The organism is Sphingobium sp. (genome assembly GCF_041987595.1).
Lineage (GTDB): Bacteria > Pseudomonadota > Alphaproteobacteria > Sphingomonadales > Sphingomonadaceae > Sphingobium.
In genome coordinates this window covers 22247-46825 of record NZ_JBHIWJ010000030.1, presented here as the reverse complement: position 1 = coordinate 46825, position 24579 = coordinate 22247, and the positions used below count along the sequence as shown (strand labels likewise).

Annotated in this window: 24 protein-coding genes, 1 tRNA gene and 2 pseudogenes; 13 read left to right on the top strand and 14 right to left on the bottom strand. The window is 63.5% G+C overall.

The window, feature by feature from the left end; genetic code table 11:
• The 5 genes and pseudogenes from ACFC3J_RS10040 to npdG all read left to right on the top strand — a co-directional run.
• Nucleotides 1-365, top strand: a pseudogene (locus tag ACFC3J_RS10040) (starch synthase); the annotation flags it as partial.
• The gene (gene glgX / locus ACFC3J_RS10035; protein ID WP_375196027.1) at nucleotides 362-2239 is read left to right on the top strand and encodes a glycogen debranching protein GlgX; all 1878 of its coding nucleotides are present in this window, start codon (nucleotides 362-364) and stop codon (nucleotides 2237-2239) included. The pseudogene ACFC3J_RS10040 and the gene glgX, both read left to right, overlap by 4 nt.
• Nucleotides 2240-2375: 136 nt before the next feature.
• On the top strand, nucleotides 2376-3110 hold the full coding sequence (locus tag ACFC3J_RS10030) for a TetR/AcrR family transcriptional regulator (RefSeq protein ID WP_375196026.1): 735 nt from the start codon (nucleotides 2376-2378) through the stop codon (nucleotides 3108-3110).
• 397 nt (nucleotides 3111-3507) lie between these two features.
• The gene (gene cofH, locus ACFC3J_RS10025; protein WP_375196031.1) at nucleotides 3508-5892 is read left to right on the top strand and encodes a 5-amino-6-(D-ribitylamino)uracil--L-tyrosine 4-hydroxyphenyl transferase CofH; all 2385 of its coding nucleotides are present in this window, start codon (nucleotides 3508-3510) and stop codon (nucleotides 5890-5892) included.
• Nucleotides 5882-6547, top strand: coding sequence for an NADPH-dependent F420 reductase (npdG, locus tag ACFC3J_RS10020; protein WP_375196025.1), 666 nt, complete (start codon nucleotides 5882-5884; stop codon nucleotides 6545-6547). The genes cofH and npdG overlap by 11 nt, the downstream gene beginning before the upstream one ends.
• A 436-nt stretch (nucleotides 6548-6983) precedes the next feature.
• Here the strand turns inward: npdG and ACFC3J_RS10015 are convergent.
• Both ACFC3J_RS10015 and folK read right to left on the bottom strand, forming a co-directional pair.
• Nucleotides 6984-7059 (bottom strand) — tRNA-Lys (locus ACFC3J_RS10015).
• 51 nt (nucleotides 7060-7110) lie between these two features.
• Entirely contained in the window at nucleotides 7111-7605 is a 495-nt protein-coding gene (gene folK, locus ACFC3J_RS10010) for a 2-amino-4-hydroxy-6-hydroxymethyldihydropteridine diphosphokinase (RefSeq protein ID WP_375196024.1), read from the bottom strand.
• Between the two features lie 23 nt (nucleotides 7606-7628).
• Here folK and ACFC3J_RS10005 point away from each other — a divergent pair, with 23 nt between their 5' ends.
• The gene (locus tag ACFC3J_RS10005; RefSeq protein WP_375196023.1) at nucleotides 7629-8282 is read left to right on the top strand and encodes a uracil-DNA glycosylase; all 654 of its coding nucleotides are present in this window, start codon (nucleotides 7629-7631) and stop codon (nucleotides 8280-8282) included.
• Here the strand turns inward: ACFC3J_RS10005 and ACFC3J_RS10000 are convergent.
• The 5 genes from ACFC3J_RS10000 to ACFC3J_RS09980 form a co-directional block, all read right to left on the bottom strand.
• On the bottom strand, nucleotides 8272-8562 hold the full coding sequence (locus ACFC3J_RS10000) for a putative quinol monooxygenase (protein ID WP_375196022.1): 291 nt from the start codon (nucleotides 8560-8562) through the stop codon (nucleotides 8272-8274). The genes ACFC3J_RS10005 and ACFC3J_RS10000 overlap by 11 nt on opposite strands.
• Before the next feature lie 12 nt (nucleotides 8563-8574).
• Complete coding sequence (gene aguB / locus ACFC3J_RS09995; protein ID WP_375196021.1) at nucleotides 8575-9423, bottom strand: N-carbamoylputrescine amidase; 849 nt, start codon at nucleotides 9421-9423, stop codon at nucleotides 8575-8577.
• An 11-nt stretch (nucleotides 9424-9434) separates the two neighbouring features.
• On the bottom strand, nucleotides 9435-9788 hold the full coding sequence (locus tag ACFC3J_RS09990; RefSeq protein ID WP_375196020.1) for a DUF3147 family protein: 354 nt from the start codon (nucleotides 9786-9788) through the stop codon (nucleotides 9435-9437).
• Nucleotides 9785-10771 carry an agmatine deiminase family protein gene (locus ACFC3J_RS09985; protein ID WP_375196019.1) on the bottom strand — a complete coding sequence of 329 codons (987 nt, stop codon included), beginning with the start codon at nucleotides 10769-10771 and terminating at the stop codon, nucleotides 9785-9787. Before ACFC3J_RS09985 ends, ACFC3J_RS09990 begins: the two co-directional genes overlap by 4 nt.
• A 131-nt stretch (nucleotides 10772-10902) precedes the next feature.
• A complete protein-coding gene (locus ACFC3J_RS09980) occupies nucleotides 10903-12555 on the bottom strand; it encodes a M28 family peptidase (RefSeq protein WP_375196018.1) in 1653 nt (550 codons plus the stop codon).
• Between the two features lie 120 nt (nucleotides 12556-12675).
• Between ACFC3J_RS09980 and ACFC3J_RS09975 the strand changes: the two genes are divergently transcribed.
• A complete protein-coding gene (locus tag ACFC3J_RS09975; protein ID WP_375196017.1) occupies nucleotides 12676-14679 on the top strand; it encodes an alpha/beta hydrolase family protein in 2004 nt (667 codons plus the stop codon).
• Between the two features lie 58 nt (nucleotides 14680-14737).
• Here ACFC3J_RS09975 and rpsD read toward each other — a convergent pair whose 3' ends face one another.
• Complete coding sequence (gene rpsD / locus ACFC3J_RS09970) at nucleotides 14738-15352, bottom strand: 30S ribosomal protein S4 (protein ID WP_375196016.1); 615 nt, start codon at nucleotides 15350-15352, stop codon at nucleotides 14738-14740.
• A 181-nt stretch (nucleotides 15353-15533) separates the two neighbouring features.
• On the opposite strand from rpsD, the gene ACFC3J_RS09965 reads away from it, so the two are divergent.
• Complete coding sequence (locus tag ACFC3J_RS09965; RefSeq protein ID WP_375196015.1) at nucleotides 15534-15833, top strand: chorismate mutase; 300 nt, start codon at nucleotides 15534-15536, stop codon at nucleotides 15831-15833.
• 36 nt (nucleotides 15834-15869) lie between these two features.
• Here ACFC3J_RS09965 and ACFC3J_RS09960 read toward each other — a convergent pair.
• From ACFC3J_RS09960 to rpiB, 4 genes and pseudogenes are all read right to left on the bottom strand, one after another.
• Nucleotides 15870-16592 (bottom strand): annotated as a pseudogene (locus tag ACFC3J_RS09960) (RNA methyltransferase); the annotation flags it as partial.
• On the bottom strand, nucleotides 16591-17052 hold the full coding sequence (gene nrdR, locus ACFC3J_RS09955; RefSeq protein WP_375196014.1) for a transcriptional regulator NrdR: 462 nt from the start codon (nucleotides 17050-17052) through the stop codon (nucleotides 16591-16593). The pseudogene ACFC3J_RS09960 and the gene nrdR, both read right to left, overlap by 2 nt.
• A gap of 6 nt (nucleotides 17053-17058) precedes the next feature.
• Nucleotides 17059-18378 (bottom strand): serine hydroxymethyltransferase, encoded by a 1320-nt coding sequence (gene glyA / locus ACFC3J_RS09950; RefSeq protein WP_375196013.1) that lies wholly within the window; start codon nucleotides 18376-18378, stop codon nucleotides 17059-17061.
• An 11-nt stretch (nucleotides 18379-18389) separates the two neighbouring features.
• Nucleotides 18390-18827, bottom strand: a complete 438-nt coding sequence (gene rpiB, locus ACFC3J_RS09945) for a ribose 5-phosphate isomerase B (RefSeq protein ID WP_375196012.1) — start codon at nucleotides 18825-18827, stop codon at nucleotides 18390-18392.
• Between the two features lie 102 nt (nucleotides 18828-18929).
• Between rpiB and ACFC3J_RS09940 the strand changes: the two genes are divergently transcribed.
• Nucleotides 18930-19127, top strand: a complete 198-nt coding sequence (locus tag ACFC3J_RS09940; protein WP_375196011.1) for a hypothetical protein — start codon at nucleotides 18930-18932, stop codon at nucleotides 19125-19127.
• On the opposite strand, the gene ACFC3J_RS09935 is transcribed toward ACFC3J_RS09940, so the two are convergent.
• Both ACFC3J_RS09935 and ACFC3J_RS09930 read right to left on the bottom strand, forming a co-directional pair.
• The gene (locus tag ACFC3J_RS09935) at nucleotides 19124-20200 is read right to left on the bottom strand and encodes an HPP family protein (protein ID WP_375196010.1); all 1077 of its coding nucleotides are present in this window, start codon (nucleotides 20198-20200) and stop codon (nucleotides 19124-19126) included. The genes ACFC3J_RS09940 and ACFC3J_RS09935 overlap by 4 nt on opposite strands.
• A gap of 164 nt (nucleotides 20201-20364) precedes the next feature.
• On the bottom strand, nucleotides 20365-21021 hold the full coding sequence (locus ACFC3J_RS09930; protein ID WP_021319762.1) for an alpha/beta hydrolase: 657 nt from the start codon (nucleotides 21019-21021) through the stop codon (nucleotides 20365-20367).
• Between the two features lie 133 nt (nucleotides 21022-21154).
• On the opposite strand from ACFC3J_RS09930, the gene ACFC3J_RS09925 reads away from it, so the two are divergent.
• The 4 genes from ACFC3J_RS09925 to blaSGM are packed head-to-tail and all read left to right on the top strand — an operon-like array spanning nucleotide 21155 to nucleotide 24563.
• Nucleotides 21155-22186, top strand: coding sequence for a cysteine desulfurase family protein (locus ACFC3J_RS09925; RefSeq protein WP_375196009.1), 1032 nt, complete (start codon nucleotides 21155-21157; stop codon nucleotides 22184-22186).
• The gene (locus ACFC3J_RS09920) at nucleotides 22183-23271 is read left to right on the top strand and encodes a cysteine desulfurase family protein (RefSeq protein ID WP_375196008.1); all 1089 of its coding nucleotides are present in this window, start codon (nucleotides 22183-22185) and stop codon (nucleotides 23269-23271) included. Before ACFC3J_RS09925 ends, ACFC3J_RS09920 begins: the two co-directional genes overlap by 4 nt.
• 17 nt (nucleotides 23272-23288) lie before the next feature.
• A complete protein-coding gene (locus ACFC3J_RS09915; RefSeq protein ID WP_375196007.1) occupies nucleotides 23289-23624 on the top strand; it encodes a 2Fe-2S iron-sulfur cluster-binding protein in 336 nt (111 codons plus the stop codon).
• Between the two features lie 30 nt (nucleotides 23625-23654).
• Complete coding sequence (blaSGM, locus tag ACFC3J_RS09910; protein WP_375196030.1) at nucleotides 23655-24563, top strand: SGM family class A beta-lactamase; 909 nt, start codon at nucleotides 23655-23657, stop codon at nucleotides 24561-24563.
• Nucleotides 24564-24579 lie beyond the last annotated feature (16 nt).

Here is a 24579-nt window from a genome sequence, read left to right as displayed (position 1 = left end):
ATCTGATGCAGGCGGGTGGGGATGCGATCCTGATCCCTTCGCGCTTCGAGCCTTGCGGTCTGACGCAGCTTTATGGCCTGCGCTATGGCTGCGTGCCGGTGGTGGCGCGGGTCGGTGGGTTGGCCGATACGGTGATCGATGCCAATGAGGCAGCGACCGGCGCCGGAGCCGCGACCGGCCTGGTTTTTGCTCCTTCCGACCCGCTGGCCCTGCATGGCGCGATTGCGCGGGCCGCAAGGTTGCATGCGAACAGGGCGGGGTGGCAGGCGATGCAGCGGGCAGGCATGCGCGCCGATTTCTCCTGGACCCGCAGCGCTGCACGTTATGCGGAGCTGTTCCGGTCCCTCGTCCCGGGAACGGCATGAGCCAGCCGCCGCTGGGACCGGACATGCATGAGCGGGGAGCCCGCTTCCATATCCGCTCGCCCGACGCCGGACAGCTTTGGATCTGCCTGTTCGACGATGAGGATCGCGAGACGCGCCTGCCCATGGCGCCGGGCGCGGAGGGCATCTGGTCGCTCGATGTGCCGGGCGTGCGGGAGGGAGCGCGCTATGGCGTGCGGGCCGATGGGCCTTACGATCCCGGCGCGGGTTTCTGGTTCGACCCGGACAAGCTGTTGCTCGATCCTTATGCGACCGCGATCGACCGGGCGTTTGCCTATGATCCGGCACTGGCGTCGCGGCGAGGGGAGGGGCCCGACACTGCGCCCCTGATGCCCAAGGCGGTCTTGACCTTGCCGCCTCCGCCGCTGACCCCGTTGCCGCCGCTGTTTCAGCCGGGCGGCCTCATCTACGAAGTGCAGGTGCGCGGTTTCACCAGGCTGCATCCCGACGTTCCGGAGGCGCAGCGCGGCACCATCGCCGCTCTCGGCCATCCGAAGGTGATCGAGCATTTGCAGCGGCTGCACGTCTCGGCCGTCGAACTGATGCCGGTCAATGCGTGGATCGATGAGCGGCATCTGGGACAGCTCGGCCTCCACAATGCATGGGGCTATAATCCGGTCAGCTATTTCGCGCTCGATCCCCGAATCGCGCCCGGCGGCATGGCGGAGCTGCGCGGCGCCGTCGAAGCGCTGCACGCGGCGGGGATCGGCGTGATCCTCGACATGGTCTACAATCATGATGGCGAGAGCGATGCGCTGGGGCCGACGCTCTCGCTGCGCGGTCTCGATGCGCGTCATTATTTCCGGCATGAACCCGATGGCAGCCTTATCAACGATACCGGCACCGGCAACAGCATCGACTGCAACCATCCTGCCTCGCAGCGATTGATCCTCGATTCCCTGCGCCATTTCGCGGGCGCGGCGGGCGTGGATGGATTCCGTTTCGATCTGGCGCCTGCTCTGGGCCGTCTGCCCGGCGGCTTCGATGCGCGGGCGCCGCTGCTGGACGCGATGCGGACCGATCCTCTGCTGGCCGACCGCGTGCTGATCGCCGAACCCTGGGATATTGGTCCCGGCGGCTATCAACTGGGGCAATTCGGCGAGGGATGGCTTGAGTGGAACGATCGCTATCGCGACGATCTGCGCCGTTTCTGGCGGGGCGACCGTGGGATGCTGGGCGCGCTGGCGACGCGCCTGGCCGGTTCGTCCGACATATTCGGCAAGGCGCCCGTCACCCGCACCGTCAATTTCCTCGCGGCGCATGACGGTTTCACGCTGGCGGACCTCACCGCTTATGAACGGCGGCATAATGAGGCCAATGGCGAACAGAATCGCGATGGCCATGGCGAGAATTTCAGCTGGAACAACGGCGTTGAAGGGCCAAGCGACGATCTTGCGGTGCTGGAAGCTCGCCGGCGGGACATCAAGGCTTTGCTCGGCACGCTATTCTGCTCGCGCGGCACGATCATGCTGACGGCCGGCGATGAGTTCGGCCGTTCGCAGCAGGGGAATAACAATGCCTATGCGCAGGATAATGCAACGGGCTGGGTCGATTGGGCTGGACACGACAGGGAGATTGAGGCGCATGCCTTCGCGCTCGCCACCCTGCGGGCATCGCAGCCGGACCTGCGCGATACGCACTGGCTGTCGGAGGACGATGTCGATTGGCTCGATGAGCAGGGCCAGCCGCTGACGGTGGCCCAATGGGAGGATGCGGAGCGTCGCTGCCTTGAGATGCGTTTTTCCTCCGGTCTTGCAATCTATGTGAATGGCGGCGACCAGCCCCGTTTCTTCGGCTCAGTGGAAGTCCCGGCGCGAACGGTTTTGGCCGTCCCGGCCGAACAGAGAGGCGGTTGATCTGGCCGGTCCGTCCCGTCTCACCTTAGGGCGGGGAGGGGCTTCCTACGACTCAGGACCATAAATTTGCACGATCATGCAATCCCGCTATGATCCTGTCGCGAAAGGGACGATCCGGCTATGAAAGCGAGCGACCTTGGCGAGTGAATGGGGCGAAGAGTTGAAGGAAGGCGGCGATCGGCCCCAGACCTATTCCAGTCCGGCGATCATCGAGCGCCGCCGCCGGATACTGGAGGAAACACGCAAGGTCATCGCCGAACAGGGCATCGCCGCGCTCAGCATGAACGATATTGGCCTGCGCGCAGGCGTGGCCAAGCGCACGCTCTACAACGCCTTCCAGACGCGCGAGCGGATGGTCGCATCGGCCATTCAGGAATATTTCGACGAATATGGAAGCAGGATCGCCTATTCCAGCGCTCCGGGCACGATGCTGCACAATCTGGAGCGCATGATTTCCATCGTTCAGCGCAACCGGAAGATGCGCAATTATATCAGGGCGATCATGGCGCTCTATTTCAGTTCGGATGTCGATCATGACATCTGGACGGCGATGCATTCGCCTGCGGTTCATCATAACCGCCAGTGGATCGAGGTGCTGGAGGCCGGGAAGCAGCTTCAACCTTGGATTGTCGCGGATACGTTGGTCGAGGATCTGGTGCGCTTCGAATATGCGACGATCAACGACTGGGCGCAGGGGCGCATCGCGGATGATGCGGTGATCGTCCGGCTGGTGAGCGGCTATCTGACGAGCCTGCTCGGCGCGCTGAAGGGCGCGGCGCGCAAGGAAGTGGAGGCGCTGATCAAGGATATAGCCGAACGCGGCATGGAAGCTCTCCCCGCTATTCAGCCTCCCAGGGCCGTCGCAGCATGAATTTGCACTCTGTCATCGGCTAGCCCATAACGGCGTCTGGAGAAGGCGAGAAATCAAAGACTTGGAGTGGCCAAGCCGACCCAGTCGGATCAGAAGCGGCTCAAGGCGTCGGTCTATTGCCACATATGTCAGGCTTGCGCATGGCTGCCAAAGACAAGGCGGTCGAATGAATTTGAACCCATGGTGCGAAATTGTTTGCGCTTGGGATCAACGGACCTTCTTTCCATCAACGAACAATTTTCGGCTCACCGGAAGAAGCGGCGCCTACCCCTAAAAGCCGGGCGATTCCTCGAAGTGGGAGCGCGTCATGATCGGGCGGCCGGGACCAGTGGGTTGAACTCGCGGCCAAATCCAAGCAAAACAGAATAAATATAATGGAGAGATACGAATGAGAGGCATGGTCGGGATCAATGGGCAGGCAAATGCGTTGCTGAACCTGTCTTTCGCCGATCTTCTTTCGGCTGCTTCGGCGCTGCGGGACGAGGGGCATGGCCGGGTTCAGAGCTGGTCGCGCAAGGTCTTCATTCCGCTGACCCAGCTATGCCGCAATCTCTGCCATTATTGCACCTTTTCCCAGCCGCCCCGGCCCGGCGAAAATGCCTATATGACCCAAGAGGAGGTGCTGACGGTCGCTCGCGCAGGCAAGGCGGCGGGCTGCACCGAGGCGCTGTTCACGCTGGGCGACAAGCCCGAACTGCGCTTTACCGTCGCCCGCGAGGAACTGGCGCGACTGGGCCACGCCACGACCATCTCCTATCTCACCGAAATGGCGGCGCTGATCCGCGACGAAACCGGCCTGCTGCCGCACATCAACGCTGGGGTCATGACCCGCGAGGAGATGGCGGCGCTCCGCCGTGTCTCGGTTTCGCAGGGGTTGATGCTGGAGTCCGTGTCCTACCGCCTCTGCCGGAAGGGCGGCGCCCATTACCGCTCACCCGACAAGGAACCGGCGGCGCGGCTCGAAACCATCCGCCTCGCTGGCGAACTGCAAATCCCCTTCACCACCGGCATCCTGATCGGCATCGGCGAAACCCGCGCCGAACGGATCGAGGCATTGGAAGCGATCCGCGACCTCCACGAACGCTACGGCCATATTCAGGAAGTGATCGTCCAGAATTTCCGCGCCAAGGAGCGCACGGTGATGGCTCATGCGTCCGAACCGGACATGAAGGAACTGCTCTGGACAATCGCCGCCGCCCGACTGATTTTGGGGCCGGAGATGAACATTCAGGCGCCGCCAAATCTCTCGGCGTCTGACTTTCCGCGCCTGCTCTCGGCGGGGATCAACGATTGGGGCGGCGTCTCGCCGGTGACGCCCGACCATGTGAACCCGGAAGCGCCATGGCCCGAAGTCGAGTGCCTGCGCATGGCGACCGAAAGCGAGGGGCGGATGCTGGTCGCGCGCCTGCCGGTCTATCCGGCCTACGCGCAGGATAATGGCCGCTGGCAGGACCCCGCGATGGTGCGCCACATTCTCGCTCATGCCGACGCGCAGGGCTTCGCCCGCGAGGACGGATGGTCGCCGGGGATAGCGCTCGAACCCCGCGTCACGCGCCCCTCGACCCTGCCCATCGATCCGAAGATTGCCGCCATCGTCGAGCGCGCCTTGGCTGGCGCATTGCTGGACGAGGAGGAGATCGCGACCCTCTTCTCGGCCCGCGAAACGGACCTGAAGCATATCTGCGACAGCGCCGACGCCCTGCGCGAACAGGTGATGGGCAACGAGATCACCTATGTCGTCAACCGCAACATCAACTATACCAATATCTGCGCCTATAAATGCAGCTTCTGCGCCTTCTCGAAGGGCGACAAGGCAGAGGCATTGCGCGGCATACCCTATGACCTCGACCTCGAAGAAGTCGTCCGTCGCACCCGCGAGGCATGGCAACGCGGCGGCACCGAGGTCTGCCTGCAGGGCGGCATCCACCCCCATTATACCGGCGAGACCTACATCAATCTCGCCAAGGCGGTTCGCACCGCCGTGCCGGACATGCACATCCACGCCTTCTCCCCGCTGGAAGTGTCGCAGGGCGCCGCGACTCTGGGCCTGAGCGTCGAGCAATTTCTGATCCGCCTGAAGGGCGCGGGCCTCGATACGCTCCCCGGCACGGCGGCGGAAATCCTTGACGATGAAGTCCGCGCCCAGATCTGCCCGGACAAACTCAGCTCCGATCAATGGCTCGACGTCATCGAAACCGCGCATCGCGTCGGCTTCACCACCACCGCCACCATCATGTTCGGCCATGTCGACACGCCCCGCCATTGGGCGCGTCACCTGATCCGTATCCGCGACCTTCAGCGCCGCACCGGCGGTTTCACCGAGTTCGTGCCGCTGCCCTTCGTTCATATGGAATCGCCCATGGGACTGCGCGGAGAGGCGCGCCACGGCCCGACCTTCCGCGAAGTCCGGCTGATGCACGCGGTCGCCCGGCTCGCGCTGCATCCGCATATTCGCTCGATTCAGACCAGTTGGGTGAAGCTCGGCCCCGAAGGCGTGAAGGCCTGCCTTACCTCCGGCGCTAACGACCTTGGCGGCACGCTGATGAACGAGAGCATCTCCCGCGCCGCCGGGACCCAGCATGGTCAGGAAATGCCGCCCGCCGCGATGGAGGCGCTGATCCGCTCGATCGGCCGCACCCCGCGCCAGCGCAGCACTGTCTATGGCGCAGTAGCGCAGGACATGCATGAGCGCGGCATGGCCGCTGAGGACCTCACCCCGATGGTCCTCACGGCCCCGCGCAAACGCCGAAAAGAACAGGAGAGATTTGAATATGCAGAATGAAACTCTGGCGAGCATTGCCGTTCTCGGCGGCACCGGCAAGGAAGGCGGGGGCCTGGCGCTTCGTTGGGCGCATAAGGGCCACAAGGTCATCATCGGCAGCCGCACCGCTGAACGCGCGCAGGAAGCTGCCGCCCAGATGAACGAAGTGCTGGGGAGCGGCACCATTACCGGCGCCGCCAACCCGGAAGCCGCCGCGCAGGCCGACATCGTCGTTCTTGCCGTGCCCTATGCGGCGCAGCAATCGACGGTAAGGGATGTCGAACCGGCGCTGGCGGGCAAGATACTGATCGACGTGACGGTACCTCTGGTCCCGCCAAAGGTCAGCCGCGTGCAACTCCCCGAAGGCGGCTCGGCCGTCGAGGCGGTGCAAAGGATGCTGGGCGAGGGGGTGCGCGTCGTCTCTGCCTTCCAGAACATCAGCGCCCATCATCTTACCCGGCTGGACGAAGAAATTGAATGCGACGTCCTTGTCTGCGCCGACGATAGCGGAGCCGCCGATCAGGTGGTCGCGCTGGCGCAGGAGATTGGCCTGCGCGCCTGGAACGCAGGACCGCTTTGCAACTCCGTTGTTGCCGAAGGACTCACTTCTGTCCTGATCGCGCTCAACCGCAGATATAAGGTTCCCGGCTCAGGCATCCGCATCACCGGCGTCTGATGGGAGAAATAATGGCTGAGGCCTCTATCGTCGCTAGCCGCAGGTCCAGCAGCGTGTAGCCTCCAGCCCTGGAAAGCCGCAAATCACACATCCCGACAGGAACGGATCGCCACACCGTTCCCCAAGGACCAAAGAATAGTATGGCGTCGCAATGCTGCCCCTGCAAAGAGCCTGCCTTCGACGGATCCTCCGTCGGGCAAAAATAGGGGCCTGGGGGCCAGCGGCGCGACGAACCGGAGCGATGCGTTCAATCGCTCCGGGAACCAGCCGTGTGGCCAAGCCGTTCATCTTACATAAAGAAATGGAGAGGGCAGATGAACAACGCGCTGAAGCCTCATGCCATGTTCGGCATCCTGCTAGGTCTGCTGCTTTCTATCGAAATGTGGTGTTGCGTCGCGCTGATGCTGATCGCGCTGACTTGACCGTCGGGAAAATATGGTGAGCCCTGCTGGATTCGAACCAGCGACCTACTGATTAAAAGTCAGTTGCTCTACCGACTGAGCTAAGGGCCCTCATATCCTGAGGTTCGGACGCACTAGAGGCGCCGCCGCCACCGGTCAACCTCAAGAAGTCGCTTTTCTCAAGCGAGCGTGCAAATGGCGCATGGAAAGCCCGGAAATCGGGTCACGCCAGCATGGCACAATCGCGCAAAGTGGCGCCAGCACGAAATCCCGCCGCGGGAAAGCGGGGTGCGGAATGTGCAGCGACCGACTGTTCCAGCGGCCCCCGGACCAGAGGATGATGTCGATATCCACACTCCTTGGCCCCCAGCGCCGGAACCGCCGACGGCCAAGATTACGCTCTATGCGCTGTAAACTGGCGAGCATGGCTGCGGGGGGGAGGTCGCTTTCCACCAGCAACGCCCCATTCGCGAAAACCCGCCGCGAAGGACCTAAAGGCGGTGTCGTCATGACGGACGAAACGGCCAGAACCTTGCCCAGTTCTGCAATCCGACCGACTGCCTCTCTCAGCAATTGCTTCGGGGTCAGCCGCGCCGACAGGGAGCGGTTCGATCCCAATGCAAGCGCATATTGGTGACGAGTGCTTGTCTTGGCCATGGCCCAGCGCCTATCGGGTTGCGATGACCCTGCCTAGTCCCTTGCCCCATACCGAGCCGCCGCATGATTGCCAGCTTTGTCCGCGTCTCGCCGCTTTGCGCGAAGAATGTCGGGCCGAGCATCCCGACTGGTGGAATGCGCCGGTCCCGTCCTTTGGTGATCCGAACGGCAGAATCGCGATCATCGGACTTGCTCCCGGGAGAAATGGGGCCAATCGCACCGGGCGGCCCTTTACCGGCGATTTTGCAGGGGACCTGCTCTACGCCACGCTCGCCAAATTTGGCTTTAGCAGTGGCGCCTATGAAGGCCGCTCCGATGACGGCCTGATCCTGCGCAACATCATCATCCTCAACGCGGTCAAATGCCTGCCGCCGCAGAACAAGCCGCTGCCCGAGGAAATCCACAACTGCCGCGCTTTTCTGAAGCCGGCCGTCGCGGCGCTGCCGAATGCGCAGGTTTTCATCGCGCTTGGCCAGATTGCGCATCAGTCGGTGGTAAAGGCGCTGGGCGGCAAGCTGCCCAAGGCGCGCTTCGCCCATTTGGCCGAGCATCGCATGCCCAGCGGCAGGATCGTGATCGATAGCTATCACTGCTCGCGCTACAATCAGAACACGGGCCGCCTGACGGCAGAATTGTTCGAGGCGGTATTCGCGCGAGCAGCGGAACTCAGCGCATGAGATAGTCGAGATAGGCCCCGTCCGGCGGTCCGTCGAGCGCGGCCATCATCGGCGCGAATACCGATTTGTCGAGGCCCGTCGCTGCGGCTTTGTGCGCATCGACATCAGCCCATTGCTCGATGAAGACGAAGCGTCGCTCATTGCCGAGATCGCGCAGCAGTTCCACGCCTTCGCAGCCGGGCAGCGGACGAACCGCGTCAGCCACGGCGCGCAAGGCGGTTTCCAGCGCGGCATCCATGCCTTCCCTGGCGTGCATGATATAGTGGCGGGCAACGGTCATAGCGTCTCTCCTTCAGATGTCCTGTGCGATCCGCGCATATAAATCGGGCCGCCGGTCGCGGAAGAAGCCCATGCCTGCACGATGGATCTTGGCTTTTTCCAGATTCAGCGTCGCCACCAGAGCGCCATTGTCTTTCGCATCGGCCTCGGCAGCAAAATCGCCCCATTCGTCGCTGATGAAGCTGTGACCGTAAAATTTCTGGCCTTCTTCTTCACCGATACGGTTTGCGGCAATCACCGGCATGCAGTTGCTGACCGCATGGCCGATCATGGCGCGCCGCCACATGCGGCTGGTGTCGAGGTCGGCGTCATAAGGCTCCGAACCGATGGCGGTCGGGTAGAACAGCATCTCCGCGCCCATCAGCGCCATCACGCGGGCAGTTTCGGGATACCATTGGTCCCAGCAGATGCCGACGCCGATGGTGCCATAGGGCGTCTTCCACACCCTGAAACCGGAATTGCCCGGGCGGAAATAATATTTTTCCTCATAACCCGGCCCGTCGGGAATATGACTCTTGCGATAAACGCCCATGACCTCGCCCTGATCGTCGATCATGGCGAGCGAATTATAATAATGATGCCCGTCGCGTTCGAAGAAGCTGGTGGGAATGTAGACGCCCTCGGCCTTCGCCACCTTCCGCATTTCCTGCACGGCGGGATGTTCGTCGAGAGGCAGGGCACGGTCGAACAGCGCTTCGTCCTCATGTCTGCAGAAATAATAGCCTTCGAACAGCTCAGGCGGCAGGATGATCTTCGCGCCCCGCGCGGCAGCCTTCACGACATGACCCGCGACCATTTCGATATTGTCCGCCCGGTCGTCCGAAAAGGCGAGCTGGAGCGCGGCGACGGTGACTTTGGTCATCAAATATTACCCTACGATCGGATACCCATGCGGGCGGCAACGGCTACGGTCAGGAGATAGAGCAGGATCGTCAGCACGCAACCCGCGATCAGCGCTGGGCCAAAGCCGACGCCGCGTCGCAGCAGCATCGGGATCAGCAGAAACATCGGCAACGACGGGATGACATAATAGAATGTCGCCTCCGCATGGCGCGCCATGTTTTCGACGTCCGGCTTGTCGTTCCACAACCAGATCATACCCACCACCGAAATCAGCGGCAGGGATGCGATCAGCGCGCCCAGCCCGGGAAAGCGGCGCGATACCACCGATACGACGGCGATGATGATCCCGGAAATCAGCGCCCGCAGCGCCAACATCACGGTCATGCGGCCGCTGGCATCTGCTGGCTGCAACAATGGAAGCTGCCGCCGCCTGACAGGATTGCATCGCTGAACAATCCGACAATCTCCCGGCCGGGAAAGAAGGGCCTCAACGCATCCAGAGCCGCCTGATCATTGGGCTGGCCATAGATCGGCACGATGACAGCCGCATTGCCGACGTAGAAATTCATGTAGCTGGCCGGAATGATCTCGCCGTCCACGACCACGCGGCCAGGGGAGGGGATGGACGCCACCTCGACCCCGAACGCCCTGGCCCGCGCCAGCGCATCGGCATAGATCGCTGCGTTCGGATCATCCTTGCCGCTCGCCTCGGGCAGGGCCAGCACGCCCGGCGCCACGAAGCGCGCCAGATTGTCGACATGTCCGTCCGTATGATCGTTGAGAAGGCCGTCCCCCAGCCACAACATGTCCGAAAGGCCCAGCGAGCCGGCCAGCAGCGTCTCGATCTTGCCCCGGTCCAGTTCCGGATTGCGGTTGGGATTGAGCAGGCATTGCTCGGTCGTCACGAACAGCCCGGTGCCGTCGGTATCGACCGCGCCGCCCTCGAACACCCAATGCTGGGTGGAGGTCGGCAGTCCCGTCGTCGCCGCCAGCCGCGCACCGATATCCTCGTCGCCCGGCATCTGATATTTGCCGCCCCATCCGTTGAAGCCGAAATCGACCAGCGCTCGCTCCCCGCCCCGCAGCACTGCGATCGGCGCGGTATCGCGCAGCCAGACGTCGCCCAGCTTCTGCACCATGATGGTCACGCCGGGCGCCGCCAGTTTGCGGGCATCCTCCGCATCGCTTTCCTTGGCGCAGACCAGCCGCACTTCCTCGCCGCGACCCCCGGCATGGAGAGCGCTCGCAAAGTCCGCAATCTGCTGGCGGGCCGCGTCGAAGGCGCCCGGCCATTCTTCGGGATAGGTGGGAAAGCCGATCCAGGTCCACTCATGCGGCGCCCATTCGGCGGGCATACGGAAAGTCATGGGCGTGGCTCCTGTCTGCGGGAAAATGTCCGGTGGCCTCTACAGGATCAGGTGTCGCGTGACAGCCGTAAAATGTGCGTCGGTTGGAGGATGAACGGGGGGACTGTGGCCATTTTCCCCCGTCCGGCCGTTCATTTTGCCCCGCGGCTCCTGTCGCGGATCGCCCGAAACTCGTCGCCCGGCGTCCAGTTCGGCCAGTCGGTGGTAGTCGCCAGCGCTCGGCCCACATCATAATAAAGTTTGAGGTCCGCCTTTACCCCGCTCCAGTCCCAGCTGGGATCATATTCATCCTTGGGGCCGTGATAGCGATGTTCCTCATAATCCTTGGCCGCCTTGGCCCCCGCGGCGGGGCCGCCCTTCACCAGATCCTGCCCGCCCTCAAAATAGAGCATCGGCACGCCATGTTTGGCGAAGCTGAAATGGTCCGAGCGATAATAAAATCCCTTTTCCGGCGTCGGTTCCAGACTGGCAACCCGCTTCTGCGCGGCGAGTGCCCGATCGAGATAGGCGTCGAGCTGCGACTTGCCCTTGCCGATCACGACGACGTTCTTCGCCAGCCCTGCCATGCTGAGCGCGTCCATATTGACCCCGCCCACCGTCTGCCCCAGCGGAAAGACAGGATGGTTGCCATAATAGGCCGATCCGAGCAGCCCCGATTCCTCCGCCGTCACCGCCAGAAACACCTGACTGCGATCCGTCGGCCCGGCCTTCACATTGGCCTGCGCCAGCGCCACCAGAGCCGCGGTCCCGGTCGCATTGTCGATCGCGCCGTTGCAGATGTCGTCGCCATCGGGCGCCGCCTCGCAATGGCCCAGATGATCCCAATGCGCCGCGTAAAGCACATATTCATTGGGCCGCACCTTGCCCGGCAGCAAGGCGACGACATTTTTCGAACTATGCTTGCGGATGGCATTGTCGAAGCTGAGGTTCGCCTTCACCCCCTTCAAGGCCACTGCCCTGAACCCGCGCTTTTTCGCAGCCGCCATAAGCGCATCGAGGTTCAGTCCGGCACTTGCCATGAGCGCCGCCGCCTTGTCCTTCTGGATCCAGCCGATGGCCGCCGACTGGTCGGCATTGCCGTTGGCGCTGTCGGCGACATGCTGCGCGCCGGTCCAGCTGGATTGCACGACGTTCCAGCCATAGGCGGCCGGAACCGTGTCATGCACGATGATCGCCGCCGCAGCGCCCTGCCGCGCCGCTTCCTCGAACTTGTAGGTCCAGCGGCCATAATAGGTCATCGCCCGCCCGCTGAACGGCCCGCGCAGGGTGGGGTTCTGATAGTCAGGGTCGTTCACCAATATGACGACCGTCTTTCCCCTGACGTTGACACCCGCATAATCGTTCCACTTCTTCTCCGGCGCGTTGATGCCATAGCCGACGAAGACGACCGGACTGTCCTTGACTGCGATATGGGCCTGTCCGGTGCGATAGGTGGCCATCACCATTTCCGGCCCATATTTGGCGGATATCGTTCCCTTGCCGCCGGTGAAGGTCAGCGGCGAGACGTTCTTCGCGTCGATTTCGACCAGCGGGACATCCTGGAACCAGCTCCCCTTATTGCCCGGCTTCAGCCCCAGCGCCTCGAACCGCCGCACCAGATAGGCGAGCGTCTTTTCCTCCCCCGCGGTCCCCGGCGCGCGCCCCTCATAGGCATCGGAGGAAAGCTCCTTCACCACCTCTTTCATCGTCTCGATGGAAGGGCCGCTGTCGGAGGCCGCTACCGCCGCGCTACTGGCGATGAGGGCGATCAGCGGCAGCGTGATCTTGGCGAAACACAGGCGCATGGGAGGAACCTCAAAATCTGGACGATGCGATGATGGCACCGCACATCGGGGCGGGCAAGCGCCACCCGTTGACAGTTTTACTGCCGTATATATTCCTGACCTCGCAAGGGGGTCTGTGTCATGCGATTGAAGTTTCTGAATATTCTACCGTTGGTTGCGCTTGCCGTGCCGGTTCATGCGCAAAGCCCAACGCTTGAGCCAAGCGCAGCCGCCAAGGCCTTTGGTTCGCGCCCCATTATCGATGTCAGCATTTCGCCGGACGGCAAGTCGCTTGCGCTGGTCGAACCGCTGGTGGGGCGGGGTTCCGTCGTGTCGGTGGCCCGGCTGGACGGAGGCGTCGAACCCAGGCCCGTGCTGGTGTCGGAGGGCAAGGAGGACAGGCTGTTCGGCTGCGCCTGGTCCAGCAACGCGCGGCTGGTCTGCAACGCCTATATGATCAGCGCCATCTACGGCGAGAAGCGCGGCTGGACCCGCATGCTGGCGGTCAATGCTGATGGCAGCGATATGAAGGCGATCAGCGCGAAGGGCAGCGGCGATCAACTGGGTTTCGTGTTGCGGGGCGGTCGGATCATCGACTGGCTGGGTAAGGCCGGGGAGGACACGGTGCTGATGGACCGTTACTACATGCCGGAAATGACGACTGGCAAGATGACCGCCGAGCAGCGCGAGGGCCTGGGCGTCGAACGGGTGAACACGCGAACGTTGGCCCGCAGCTCGGTCGAACCGGCTCGCGGCAATGCGGCGGGTTATATCACCGATGGCCATGGCAATGTCCGTATCATGGTCACGCGCCCGACCACGAGCATGGGTTATGGCGGCCATCGCTATGATTATTTCTATCGCAAGAAGGACAGCCGGGAATGGCTGCCTTTATCGACGCAGTCGGTATCGGGCGTCGTGGCGACGGGCTTTGAGGCCGACTCCGTCGATCCTGCGCTGGACGTGGTCTATGGCAGCGATGCAGTCAACGGCCGCACAGGCATTTACCGGATCAGCCTGGACGGCAGCATGAAGAAGGAACTGGTGTTCGAGCAACCCGGCGTCGATGTCGACGACCTGATCCGCATTGGCCGCCATCAGCGTGTCGTCGGGATCAGCTGGGCCACGGACCGACGCCATTCGATCATGTTCGATCCGGAACTCAGGAAGGTCGCGGCTGCGCTGACCAAGGCGTTGCCCAATGCGCCGCTCATCACCTTCGTCGACAGCAGCGAGGACGAAAGCAGGCTCGTCCTGCTGGCGACCAGCGACGTCGATCCGGGCAAATATTATCTGTTCGACAAACAGACCAAACGGCTTGCGGAGATCGCGCCGATGCAGGCGGCGCTGGGGAATTATAGCTTGTCGCAGGTCAAGCCCGTCAGCTTTCCGGCTGCCGATGGCAAGCAGATTCCCGGTTATCTGACCCTGCCGCCGGGCAGCAACGGCAAGGGATTGCCCGCGATCGTCATGCCGCATGGCGGACCCTGGGCGCGCGACGAATGGGGCTTCGACTGGCTCGCGCAGTTTTTCGCGCATCAGGGCTACGCCGTGCTTCAGCCCAATTTCCGGGGGTCGACGGGGTTCGGGGTCGAATGGCTGGGCAGCAGCGGCTTCAAATCCTGGCAACAGTCGATCGGCGACGTCAATGACGCCGGCAGATGGCTGGTGGGGCAAGGTATCGCCAACCCGGCGCAGCTTGCCATCGTGGGCTGGTCCTACGGCGGCTATGCGGCGTTGCAGTCCGCCGTGGTGGACCCGCAGCTCTACAAGGCGATCGTGGCCATCGCGCCGGTGACGGACATTGGCGACCTCCAGACGGAGTGGAAGAATGATCTCAGCCCCGCCATGCTGGAGGGCATGTTCGGCGATATGTCCGTGGCGCAGGCTGGTTCACCCGCTCGCCAGGCTGATGCCTTTGTCGCGCCGGTTCTGATGTTCCATGGCGATATTGACCAGAATGTGTCGATTGCCGAATCACGCCTGATGGCGTCGCGCCTGCGTGGCAAGGGCAAGCCGGTCGAACTGGTTGAATATAAGGGCCTGGACCACCAACTGGCCGATGGCCAGGTGCGCAGCCAGATGCTGGACCGCGCCGACCGCTTTTTGCGCGATGCGCTGCATCTTCCCGCGGCCAAACCCTGAAAAGAAAAAGGGCGGTCCAACCGGACCGCCCCCCTTGTTCGGATATCCGCGACTGAAATTAGCGCGAATAGAATTCAACGACCAGATTCGGTTCCATCTTCACCGGATAGGGCACTTCGTCCAGCGACGGAACGCGGACATAGGTGACCTTGGCGGTGCCATCGGGAGATACATAGTCGGGAATGTCGCGCTCGGGCAGGCTCTGCGCTTCAAGGACCAGCGCCATTTCCTGCGCCTTCTTGCCCAAGGTGATCTCGTCGCCCGGCTTCACCAGACGGCTGGCGATGTTGCACTTCACGCCGTTCACATAGATGTGGCCGTGCGAAACGATCTGGCGGGCCGAGAAGATAGTCGGCGCGAACTTGGCGCGATAGACGACAGCGTCCAGGCGACGCTCGAGCAGGCCGACCAGGTTCTGGCCGGTGTCACCCTTCATGCGGGCGGCTTCGATATAGTTCTTCTTGAACTGCTTTTCGGTGATGTCGCCATAATAGCCCTTCAGCTTCTGCTTGGCGCGCAACTGAATGCCGTAGTCCGACATCTTGCCCTTGCGGCGCTGGCCGTGCTGACCGGGACCATATTCACGCTTGTTGACCGGGCTCTTGGGGCGACCCCAGATATTCTCGCCCATGCGGCGGTCAAGTTTGTACTTTGCGCTGGAACGCTTCGACATGATGATTTCCTAAACAATTGCGTATAACGTTGTTCCCGGTATCGCCTGCGATCCATATTTCAGGGGCAGGGCCGCCGCTTCACCGGGATGCGGAGCCAATCGCGAAGCGGCGCCTATGGAGAAGGGGGGCAGGCATGTCAACCCTCGACAGGCCGGTTTTCGCGGCTTAGTGCCATTGCCCATGAACCCCGAAAGCTACACGACCATGGCCCAGGTCCGCGCAGGCGTGGACGAACTCGACCGCCAGCTTGTCGCGCTGCTCGACCAGCGCTTTGCCCATATGCGCGCCGCCGCCCGGATCAAGCCGGATCGCGGAGCCGTACGCGATGAGGCCCGCAAAGCGGAGGTGATTGAAAATGCTCGCGCTGAAGCTGAACGCCTCGGCGCGCCCGCCCATGTCATCGCAGCGCTGTGGGAACAGTTGGTCGAAGCCTCGATCGCTTATGAAATGACCGAATTCGACCGTTTGCGGACCAGCTGATCCATCATTCCCGCCTTCGCGGGAATGACAGGGCGTTTAGCGAGAGCGTGGATTGCGCAGCGCCGACAGCACGCCCCGCAAGGTCCGCACTTCCAGGTGATTCCAGCCCGGCTTGGTCAGCAGATTCCGCAATGTTCGCTTGGTCGCGGGCGCACGGTCTGGCGGGAAGAAATAGCCCGCGCCTTCGAGCAAGGTTTCGAACTGCTCGATCATCCCCTCCAGCTCTGCCTGCGGAGCCGGTTCGCCCAGATCAACCACGGTCGGCTGTTCCAGTCCAGCCTGCTTCGACCACTCGTAGGCGCAGAGGATCACCGCCTGCGCCAGATTGAGCGATCCGAATTCCGGATTGATCGGCACTGTCAGAATCTTGCGCGCCAGCGCCACATCCTCGGTCTCCAGGCCCGACCGTTCCGGCCCGAACACATAGGCCGACCGTCCCTGCGCAGCGTGAATTTCCCGCGCAGCCTCATCCGGCGTCACCACCGGCTTGGTCACGCCCCGCTTGCGCACGGTGGTTGCATAGACATGCGCGCAATCCGCCACCGCATCCGCGAGCGTCTCGAAAACCTCGGCCTTGTGCAGCACCACGTCTGCGCCTGCTGCTGATGGGCCGGCATCAGGATTGGGCCAGCCGTCGCGCGGCGACACCAGCCGCATCTCGGACAGTCCGAAATTGAGCATAGCCCGCGCCGCCTTGCCGATATTCTCGCCAAGCTGCGGTCGCACCAGAACGATGACGGGAGGCAGCGACGCGGTTTCAGTCACCGCCGACTTCCTTCACCGTCGAGGCGAAATCCTCGAAATCCCGTGCGTCGGTAAAGTCCTTATAAACGCTGGCGAAGCGAATATAGGATACGCTGTCGAGGCGCTTTAAGCCCTCCATCACCATCTCGCCAATCGCCCGCGCCGGGACTTCGCCGTCGCCGGAGGTTTCCAACTGCCGCTGGATGCCGGAAATCAGCTTTTCCAGACGGCTTGGGTCGATCGGTCGCTTGCGACAGGCAATGCCGATAGAGCGCGCCAGCTTGTCGCGATCAAAGGCTTCCTTGCGCCCCTCGCTCTTCACCACCCAGATGTCGCGGAGCTGTATCCGCTCAAAGGTCGTGAAGCGCGCGCCGCAGGCTTCGCACTGCCGACGACGACGAATGGCGGCGCCATCCTCCGTCGGCCGGCTGTCCTTTACCTGACTGTCGTCATGGGCACAGAAGGGGCAACGCAAGGGCGATTACCCTTCGTAGATCGGGAAACGGGCGCAAAGGGCCGATACGCGCTCGCGCACGCTGGCTTCCACGGCGGCATCGCCATGCTCACCATTGTCGCGCAGTCCTTCCAGAACGTCTGCGATCATGTCGCCGATCGCCTCGAACTCCGCCACTCCGAACCCGCGCGTCGTTCCCGCAGGGGAGCCAACCCGAATGCCGCTGGTCTTGGTCGGCGGCAGCGGGTCGCCCGGCACGCCATTCTTGTTGCAGGTGATGAAGCTGCGCTCCAGCGCCTCGTCCGCATCCTTGCCAGAAATCCCGTAGGGGCGCAGGTCGATAAGAGCCAGATGCGTGTCGGTGCCGCCCGAAACCACGGCCAGACCGCGCTGCTCCAGCTTGCCCGCCAGCGCCTTCGCATTGGTGACGATGGCCTTGGCATAGGTCTTGAACTCGGGACGCAGCGCCTCGCCGAAGGCAACAGCCTTCGCCGCGATCACATGCATCAGCGGGCCGCCCTGAAGACCGGGGAACACCGCCGAGTTGATCTTCTTCGCAATGGCTTCGTCGTTGGTCAGGATCATGCCGCCACGCGGACCGCGCAGGGTCTTGTGCGTGGTGGTGGTCACGACGTCGGCAAAGCCGAAGGGCGTCGGATGCTCGCCACCGGCGACCAGACCCGCGAAATGCGCCATGTCGACCATCAGCAGCGCGCCGACCTTATCGGCAATCGCCCGAAAACGCGCGAAGTCGAGATGGCGGGGATAGGCCGAACCGCCCGCGATGATGAGCGTCGGCCTGGCCTCGATCGCCTGCGCCTCGAGCGCATCATAATCGATGAGGTGGGTGTCTTCGCGCACGCCGTATTGCACGGCGTTGTACCACTTGCCCGACAGCGCCGGCTTCGCGCCGTGGGTCAGGTGGCCACCGGCGTCCAGCGACAGGCCCATGATGGTGTCGCCCGGCTTGGTCAGCGCCAGCATCACCGCGCCGTTCGCCTGCGCGCCGGAATGGGGTTGAACATTGACGAAGCCGCAGTCGAAGATCTCCTTGGCGCGGTCGATTGCGAGCTGCTCCACCTCGTCCGACGGCGCGCAGCCCTGATAATAGCGCTTACCGGGATAGCCCTCGGCATATTTGTTGGTGAAGACCGAACCCTGCGCTTCCAGCACCGCCTTTGACACGATGTTTTCCGAAGCGATCAGTTCGATCTGATTCTGCTCGCGCTTCAGTTCCTTGGTAACGCCCGCGAAGACCGCCGGATCGGCATCGGCCAGATTGCGCGTGAAATAGCCTTCGGAACGGATGTCCGACAGGTTGGGCTGGGTGAGGGTTTCGGTGCTCATCTCAAGTCCTTTCAGAGCGCGGGCTGGGAGAGTTTTTCGACGCGGCCGGCATGGCGGCCTCCGCCGAAGTCAGTGGTAAGGAAAGCGGTGACGCAGGCCTTGGCCATATCCACGCCGGTCAGGCGCGCGCCCAGGGCAAGAACGTTCGCGTCATTATGCTCGCGGCTGAGCGCGGCGGACAGCGGCTCGGATACCAGCGCGCAGCGGCAGGCGGGGTTGCGGTTCACGGCAATGGAAATGCCGATACCCGACCCGCAGAGCGCGATGCCACGCTCGGCCGCGCCGGAAGCGATCGCTGACGCGAGCTTGTAACCGAAATCGGGATAATCCACCCGGTCGGCGGTCGCCGGACCCAGATCGTCCACATCATGACCTTCGGAGCGCAGCCAGTCTGCGATTTCCGCCTTCAGATCGACGGCGGCGTGATCGGAAGCGAGAGCTATTTTCACGGCTTGGTTGTCCTGTCACGCAAAAGGTGATTCGTTCTCGCGCCTCTTACGGGGTGCGCTGCAATATTGCCACCGTCCACCTGCCAACCTATGGCCTGCTCCATGGCAGGCACGATTTTATCCATTTTGATGTTGGCTGGCATGGCTTTGACGGGGGGCGGCGTCTACGCCATCGTCAAGAAGCGAGATCGAAAGCGCGGCATGCTGATGATCGTCGCGGGTCTCGTCATGTTCGCCAATGTCGCGATCACCGCCATTCCCGGCCCGGATCTGCCTGTGCTGGAAAACGACATGCGTTAAACCTGACAAGCCAGCGCGGATAGCAGATCGGTCTGGGTAATCAGGCCCCGCAACATCCGGTCGTCATCCACCACGACGGCCTCTCGCCGTCCGCCGCCAGTCAACGGACGGAGCAGCGCGGCCACGGGCGTATCGGCATGCACGACATAGGCGGGCGAAGCGATGTCGCACACATCCTCGCCGTCTCGCGCCAGGTCCAGCGGGGTGACCAGACCCTGCACGCGTCCGGCATTGTCCAGAACTGGCAGGGACAACAGCCGCCGCTCATGGAGCAATTTCCGGGCCTCGGCCACGGGCCTGTTTTCCTTCACCGAGATCACGTCGCGGGACATGATATCTCCGCACGTCAACGTGCCATGTGTCCGTTCGGCGGCGCGCATTTCGGCATCGCGCAGGACGGCCTGCAGATCGGCGGCATCGACGTCCAGCGCATCGCCATAGGCGTTCAGCGCCTCCTCGACATCCTGCTTGGACGGGGTTCGCAGGATCGGCGTGGGATCGCTGGTTCCATGCGCGCTGGCTTGCTTGGGCGCGACATGGGGGTAGCTATGCCCGGCCAGCCGGTGAAAGATGATGGCGACCGTCACGAGCAGAGCGGTGTTTACCGCCACCGGCACCAGCGCGAACATATAGCTGTGCGTGGCGCCCAACACCGCCGACAGCGCCACCGCGCCCCCCGGCGGATGCAGGCAGCGCAGCAGCGACATGGCGCCGATCGCGCAGCCGACCGCGAGCGCGGCGGCTATGGTCGGATCGGGAATAAGCCGGCAAACGGTGATCCCGACCAGCGCCGATACCACATTGCCGCCAAATACCGACCAGGGCTGGGCGAGCGGACTGGCGGGCACGGCGTAGAGCAGCACCGCCGACGCCCCCATCGGCGCCACCAGCAGGGGATGGGCGATGCCATTGCCCAGCATCAGCCCGCAGAGCAGCCCGGTTATCGCGATCCCGCCAATGGCGCCGCTGGCCGCCTTCAGCCTGTCGAAAAAGCCGGGACCCGCCGGTGCGGGAACGAAGGCGCTGTAATAGCGGCTCCATATCAGGCGGACGTCGTTCTTCTCGTCACTCATCGCTGGCGGCCGCTACCGGGCGCGGTCCGTCCCGCCAAGCGGGAATTTCCTTGAATGCCTCAACCCCAGCTTCCTGGCTGGAAGGGCGGGGGAGGCCTGCATGCGCTCCCAAAAAAAGGGGCCGCCCAAGCAGCCCCTTCAACTTTTTGAATTTCAGTCAGCCATCACCGGATAGGGGAATCCGGCGAGAGGCGCATGTCGAGATAATTGTCGACCGACTTCATCAGCTGATCCAGCTCATGTTCGAAAAAGTGGTTCGCGCCCCGGATTTCGTCATGATGGATGGTGATGCCCTTCTGGGTGCGCAGCTTGTCGACCAGCTTCTGCACGGCGCTGGCGGTTACGACCTCGTCCGCCGTTCCCTGCACGATGATGCCCGACGAAGGGCAGGGCGCGAGGAAGGAGAAGTCATACATGTTCGCCGGAGGCGCGACCGAGATGAAGCCGCGAATTTCCGGCCGCCGCATCAGCAGTTGCATGCCGATCCACGCGCCGAAGGAGAAGCCCGCGATCCAGGTCGTCTGCGCCTCAGGATGGAAGCTCTGTACCCAGTCGAGCGCCGCAGCGGCATCGGACAGTTCGCCAATGCCGTTATCAAACGTCCCCTGGCTGCGTCCCACGCCGCGGAAGTTGAACCGCAGCACCGCAAAGCCGCGCTTCACGAAGGTCTTGTAAAGCGCCTGCGTGATGCGATCGTTCATCGTGCCGCCGCCCTGAGGGTGCGGGTGCAGGATCATGGCGACGGGTGCGCGGGGGCGGGGCGGGGGGCTGAAGCGGCCTTCAAGGCGGCCTTCGGGTCCGGGAAAGATTACGTCGGGCATGGCACCTGTTATGTTTCTGGGCCGGGCTTAACCGGCGAATGGGACAGGCGCAGCAGCCAGTGCTGGCGCTGCGCGGCAGACCGCCTATATAGAAGCCGCCACCATTTCCGCAATCAATGAGTGTTTTTCGGCCTTGGCTCTAGACCGTCTCTATCTGGATCACGCCGCCACCACGCCGCTGCTGCCCGCTGCCAAGGCTGCCATGATCGAGGCCCTGGAAAGCTGGTCCAATCCCTCCAGCCCCCATAGGGACGGCCGCCTCGCCCGCGCCGCGCTGGAGGACGCCCGCCGCCGCGTTTCCGCCGCGCTGGAATGGGACGGCCATGTGATTTTTACCTCCGGCGCCAGCGAAGCCATTGCCATCGGCCTGACCCGCGCCAAGGCAAGCCGGATCCAGACCTCTCCGGTCGAGCATGATTCGGTGCTCCGCGTCACGCCGCAGGCCGGGCGGCTGGATGTGACGTCCGACGGCCGCGTCGCCCCTTTTCGCTCTGAGGGCGAGGCGCTGGTCGCCATTCAGCACGTCAACAACGAAACCGGCGTGATCCAGCCCCTCGACGCGATCGACCGCGAAGGCTCCATCCTCTTCGCCGACTGTGCCCAGAGCGCCGCCAAACTCCCGCTGCCGCAAGCCGACATGATCGCCGTCAGCGCCCATAAATTCGGCGGCCCTCCGGGCGTAGGCGCGCTGTTCGTCAAGGACCTGACCCTGATCCATCCCAGCGGCGGACAGGAGCAGGGCTATCGCGCAGGCACGGAAAACCTGCCCGCGGTCCTCGCCATGGCGGCGGTGCTCGAAGCCCGCACCGACTGGCTCCCGCAAGCCGCCGCCCTCCGCGCCAGACTCGATGCCGCGATCGAGCAGGCGGGCGGCGAGATTGTCGCCCGCAACGCCCCGCGCATCCCGACGATCGCCAGCTATCGCATGCCCGGCGTGTCGGCCCGCGCCCAGCTCATCCAGTTCGACCTTGCAGGCATTTCCGTCTCGGCGGGCAGCGCCTGTTCTTCCGGCTCTCTCAGGACCAGCCATGTCCTGCACGCCATGGGCTGGGACGAAGCGCGGGCCAGCGAGGTCATTCGCGTGAGTTTCGGTCCCTCAACCAGCGAAGCCGATATCGACCGCTTCATTGGGCAGTGGACCAAAATGGCCGAGCGGGCGCGATGACGATCTATCTCGATTATCAGGCGACGACCCCGCTCGCTCCGGAAGCCTTCGATGCGATGGTTCCGCTGCTGCGCGACCAGTTCGCCAATCCCCATAGCCCGCACCGCCTCGGCCGCGCTGCTGCCGCGCAGGTCGAGGTTGCCCGCGCCGAGATACTGGAACTCCTTCCCGAAGGAGGGCGTCTGCTCTTCACCTCCGGCGCCACGGAGGCGCTGAACATGGCCATTCAGGGCGCCCCTCCCGGCGACGTCGTCACCCTCGCCACCGAACATGCCGCCGTTCTCGACACCGTGGACGCCATGGGCCGGGGAGGGCGCCGCATCACCATCCTACCCGTCGGCGCCGACGGCCTCGTCGACCTCGACATGGCGGCCAAGGCCATCCGCCCCGGCGTTGCGCTGGTCGCAGCTATGCTGGTAAATAACGAGATCGGCGTGATCCAGCCCGTCGCAGACCTCGCAGACCTCTCCCATAAGGCCGGCGCGCTATTCCTTTGCGACGTCGTACAGGGCTATGGTCGCGTGCCCATCCCGGCCCATTGCGACATGATCGCGATCAGCGCCCACAAAATCTACGGTCCCAAGGGCATCGGCGCGCTCTGGCTGCGGGATGGCGTGCCCCTGACCCCGATCATCCACGGCGGCGGACAGGAGGGCGGCCTGCGCTCCGGCACGCTCTCTCCCGCCCTTTGCGCAGGTTTCGGCATCGCCGCCCGCCTGATGCGCGACCGCGCCGAGGCGGACCGCGCTCATGTCGAGTCGCTCTGGGAGGCCGCCCGCGCCCTTTTCTCCCACTGGACGCTCAACGGCAGCGCCGATCGGCGCTATCATGGCAATCTGAACCTCCGCCGGGGGGGAGTCGACGGCGCCAGATTGCTGTCCGATTGCCGCAATGTCGCTTTTTCGCTCGGCAGCGCTTGCGCAAGTGGGTCCGGGCGGCCTAGCCATGTGCTGCGCGCACTCGGCCTGTCAGACGCAGAGGCGCGCGGATCGGTGCGGATCGGCTTTGGCCGGTACACGACACTGGCCGAGTTGGAGGATGCTGCGGGGTTATTGAATGAGGCAGCCCAAAAATGGGCGCCGTGACATGCGGGGAACGCACCATGACAAGGGTTGTCTTCATCAGCGCCGATGGAGAGCATAAGCAGGAGGTTGAGGCGCCGGCTGGTGCCGTCCTGCTCGACATCGCTCAAGCCGCGGGTCAGCCGCTGGAAGGCACCTGCGAGGGCCAGATGGCCTGTTCCACCTGCCATGTCATCATAGATGCGGATGATTTCCCGAAGCTCAAGAAAGCGAGCGAGGACGAGGAGGATATGCTTGACCTTGCCGCTGCCGCCACCCGCACCAGCCGCCTTTCCTGCCAGATCGTGCTGGACGAGAAGCTGGAAAGCCTGACCGTCCGCATCCCCGGAGAATTTTACAATATGCAGGGGATGTAGGTTTTGCCCAAACGCCTGATTATTGCGGCCCTGCTGTTCGCCACACCCGCTGTTGCGCAGCAGCAGGACAACGCCCCGCGCCAGTCGCTGCTGCCGCCCGCGCCCCGTTACATGGTGAGCGAATCGGCGATGAAGGCAATCCGCAATCCCAAGGAGATCGAGGAAAGTACCGGCGGCCGTCTGGGCGTGGCGCTGGTCGACAGCAAGGGCGCGCTGATTCTCGGTTTCAATCGGGACGAGCGCTTTGCGATGTGCTCGACCTTCAAGGCTCCGCTCGCGGCCGCCGTGCTGACCGGTGCCGAAGGTGGAAAATTCGGTCTGGAAGGCCAGATCAGCTTCACCAGGGCCGATATTCTCGATTATGCCCCCATCGTCAGGAAGAATGCCGGGCGCGGCCGCATGTCGATGGAGGAGCTTGCCGCCGCCGCCGTCGAAGTCAGCGACAACAGTGCCGCCAATCTGCTGCTGCCGATGATCGGCGGACCGGAAGGCCTGACCCGGTTCATCCGTGCCCATGGCGACACGGTGACCCGCCTCGACCGGAACGAGCCGACCCTCAACGAAAATGTTGAGGGCGATGAACGCGACACCACCAGCCCCGCCGCCATGGCGATTCTGATGAGCCGTCTGATCTTCCATGATCTGAAGCCGGAAAGTGCCGACAAGCTGCGCGGCTGGCTCAATGCCAGCACTACCGGAGACAAGCGCATAAAGGCGGGTCTGCCTGAAGGCTGGACCTCCGGCAGCAAGACGGGGAGTTGCGGCACTGCCTACAATGACGTTGCGCTGGTGAAGGCAGCCTCGGGCGAGGAATATATTCTCGCCGTCTATCTCGATCGCCCCACGGTCGACGCCAAGGCCGCCGAAGCCGCCATCGCGGAAACCGCTCGCGCAGCGCTGGAGTTCGTTGGCAAGGCTCAGCAAACGGGGCTCGAGTAAATCGCCCCCCGCAGAT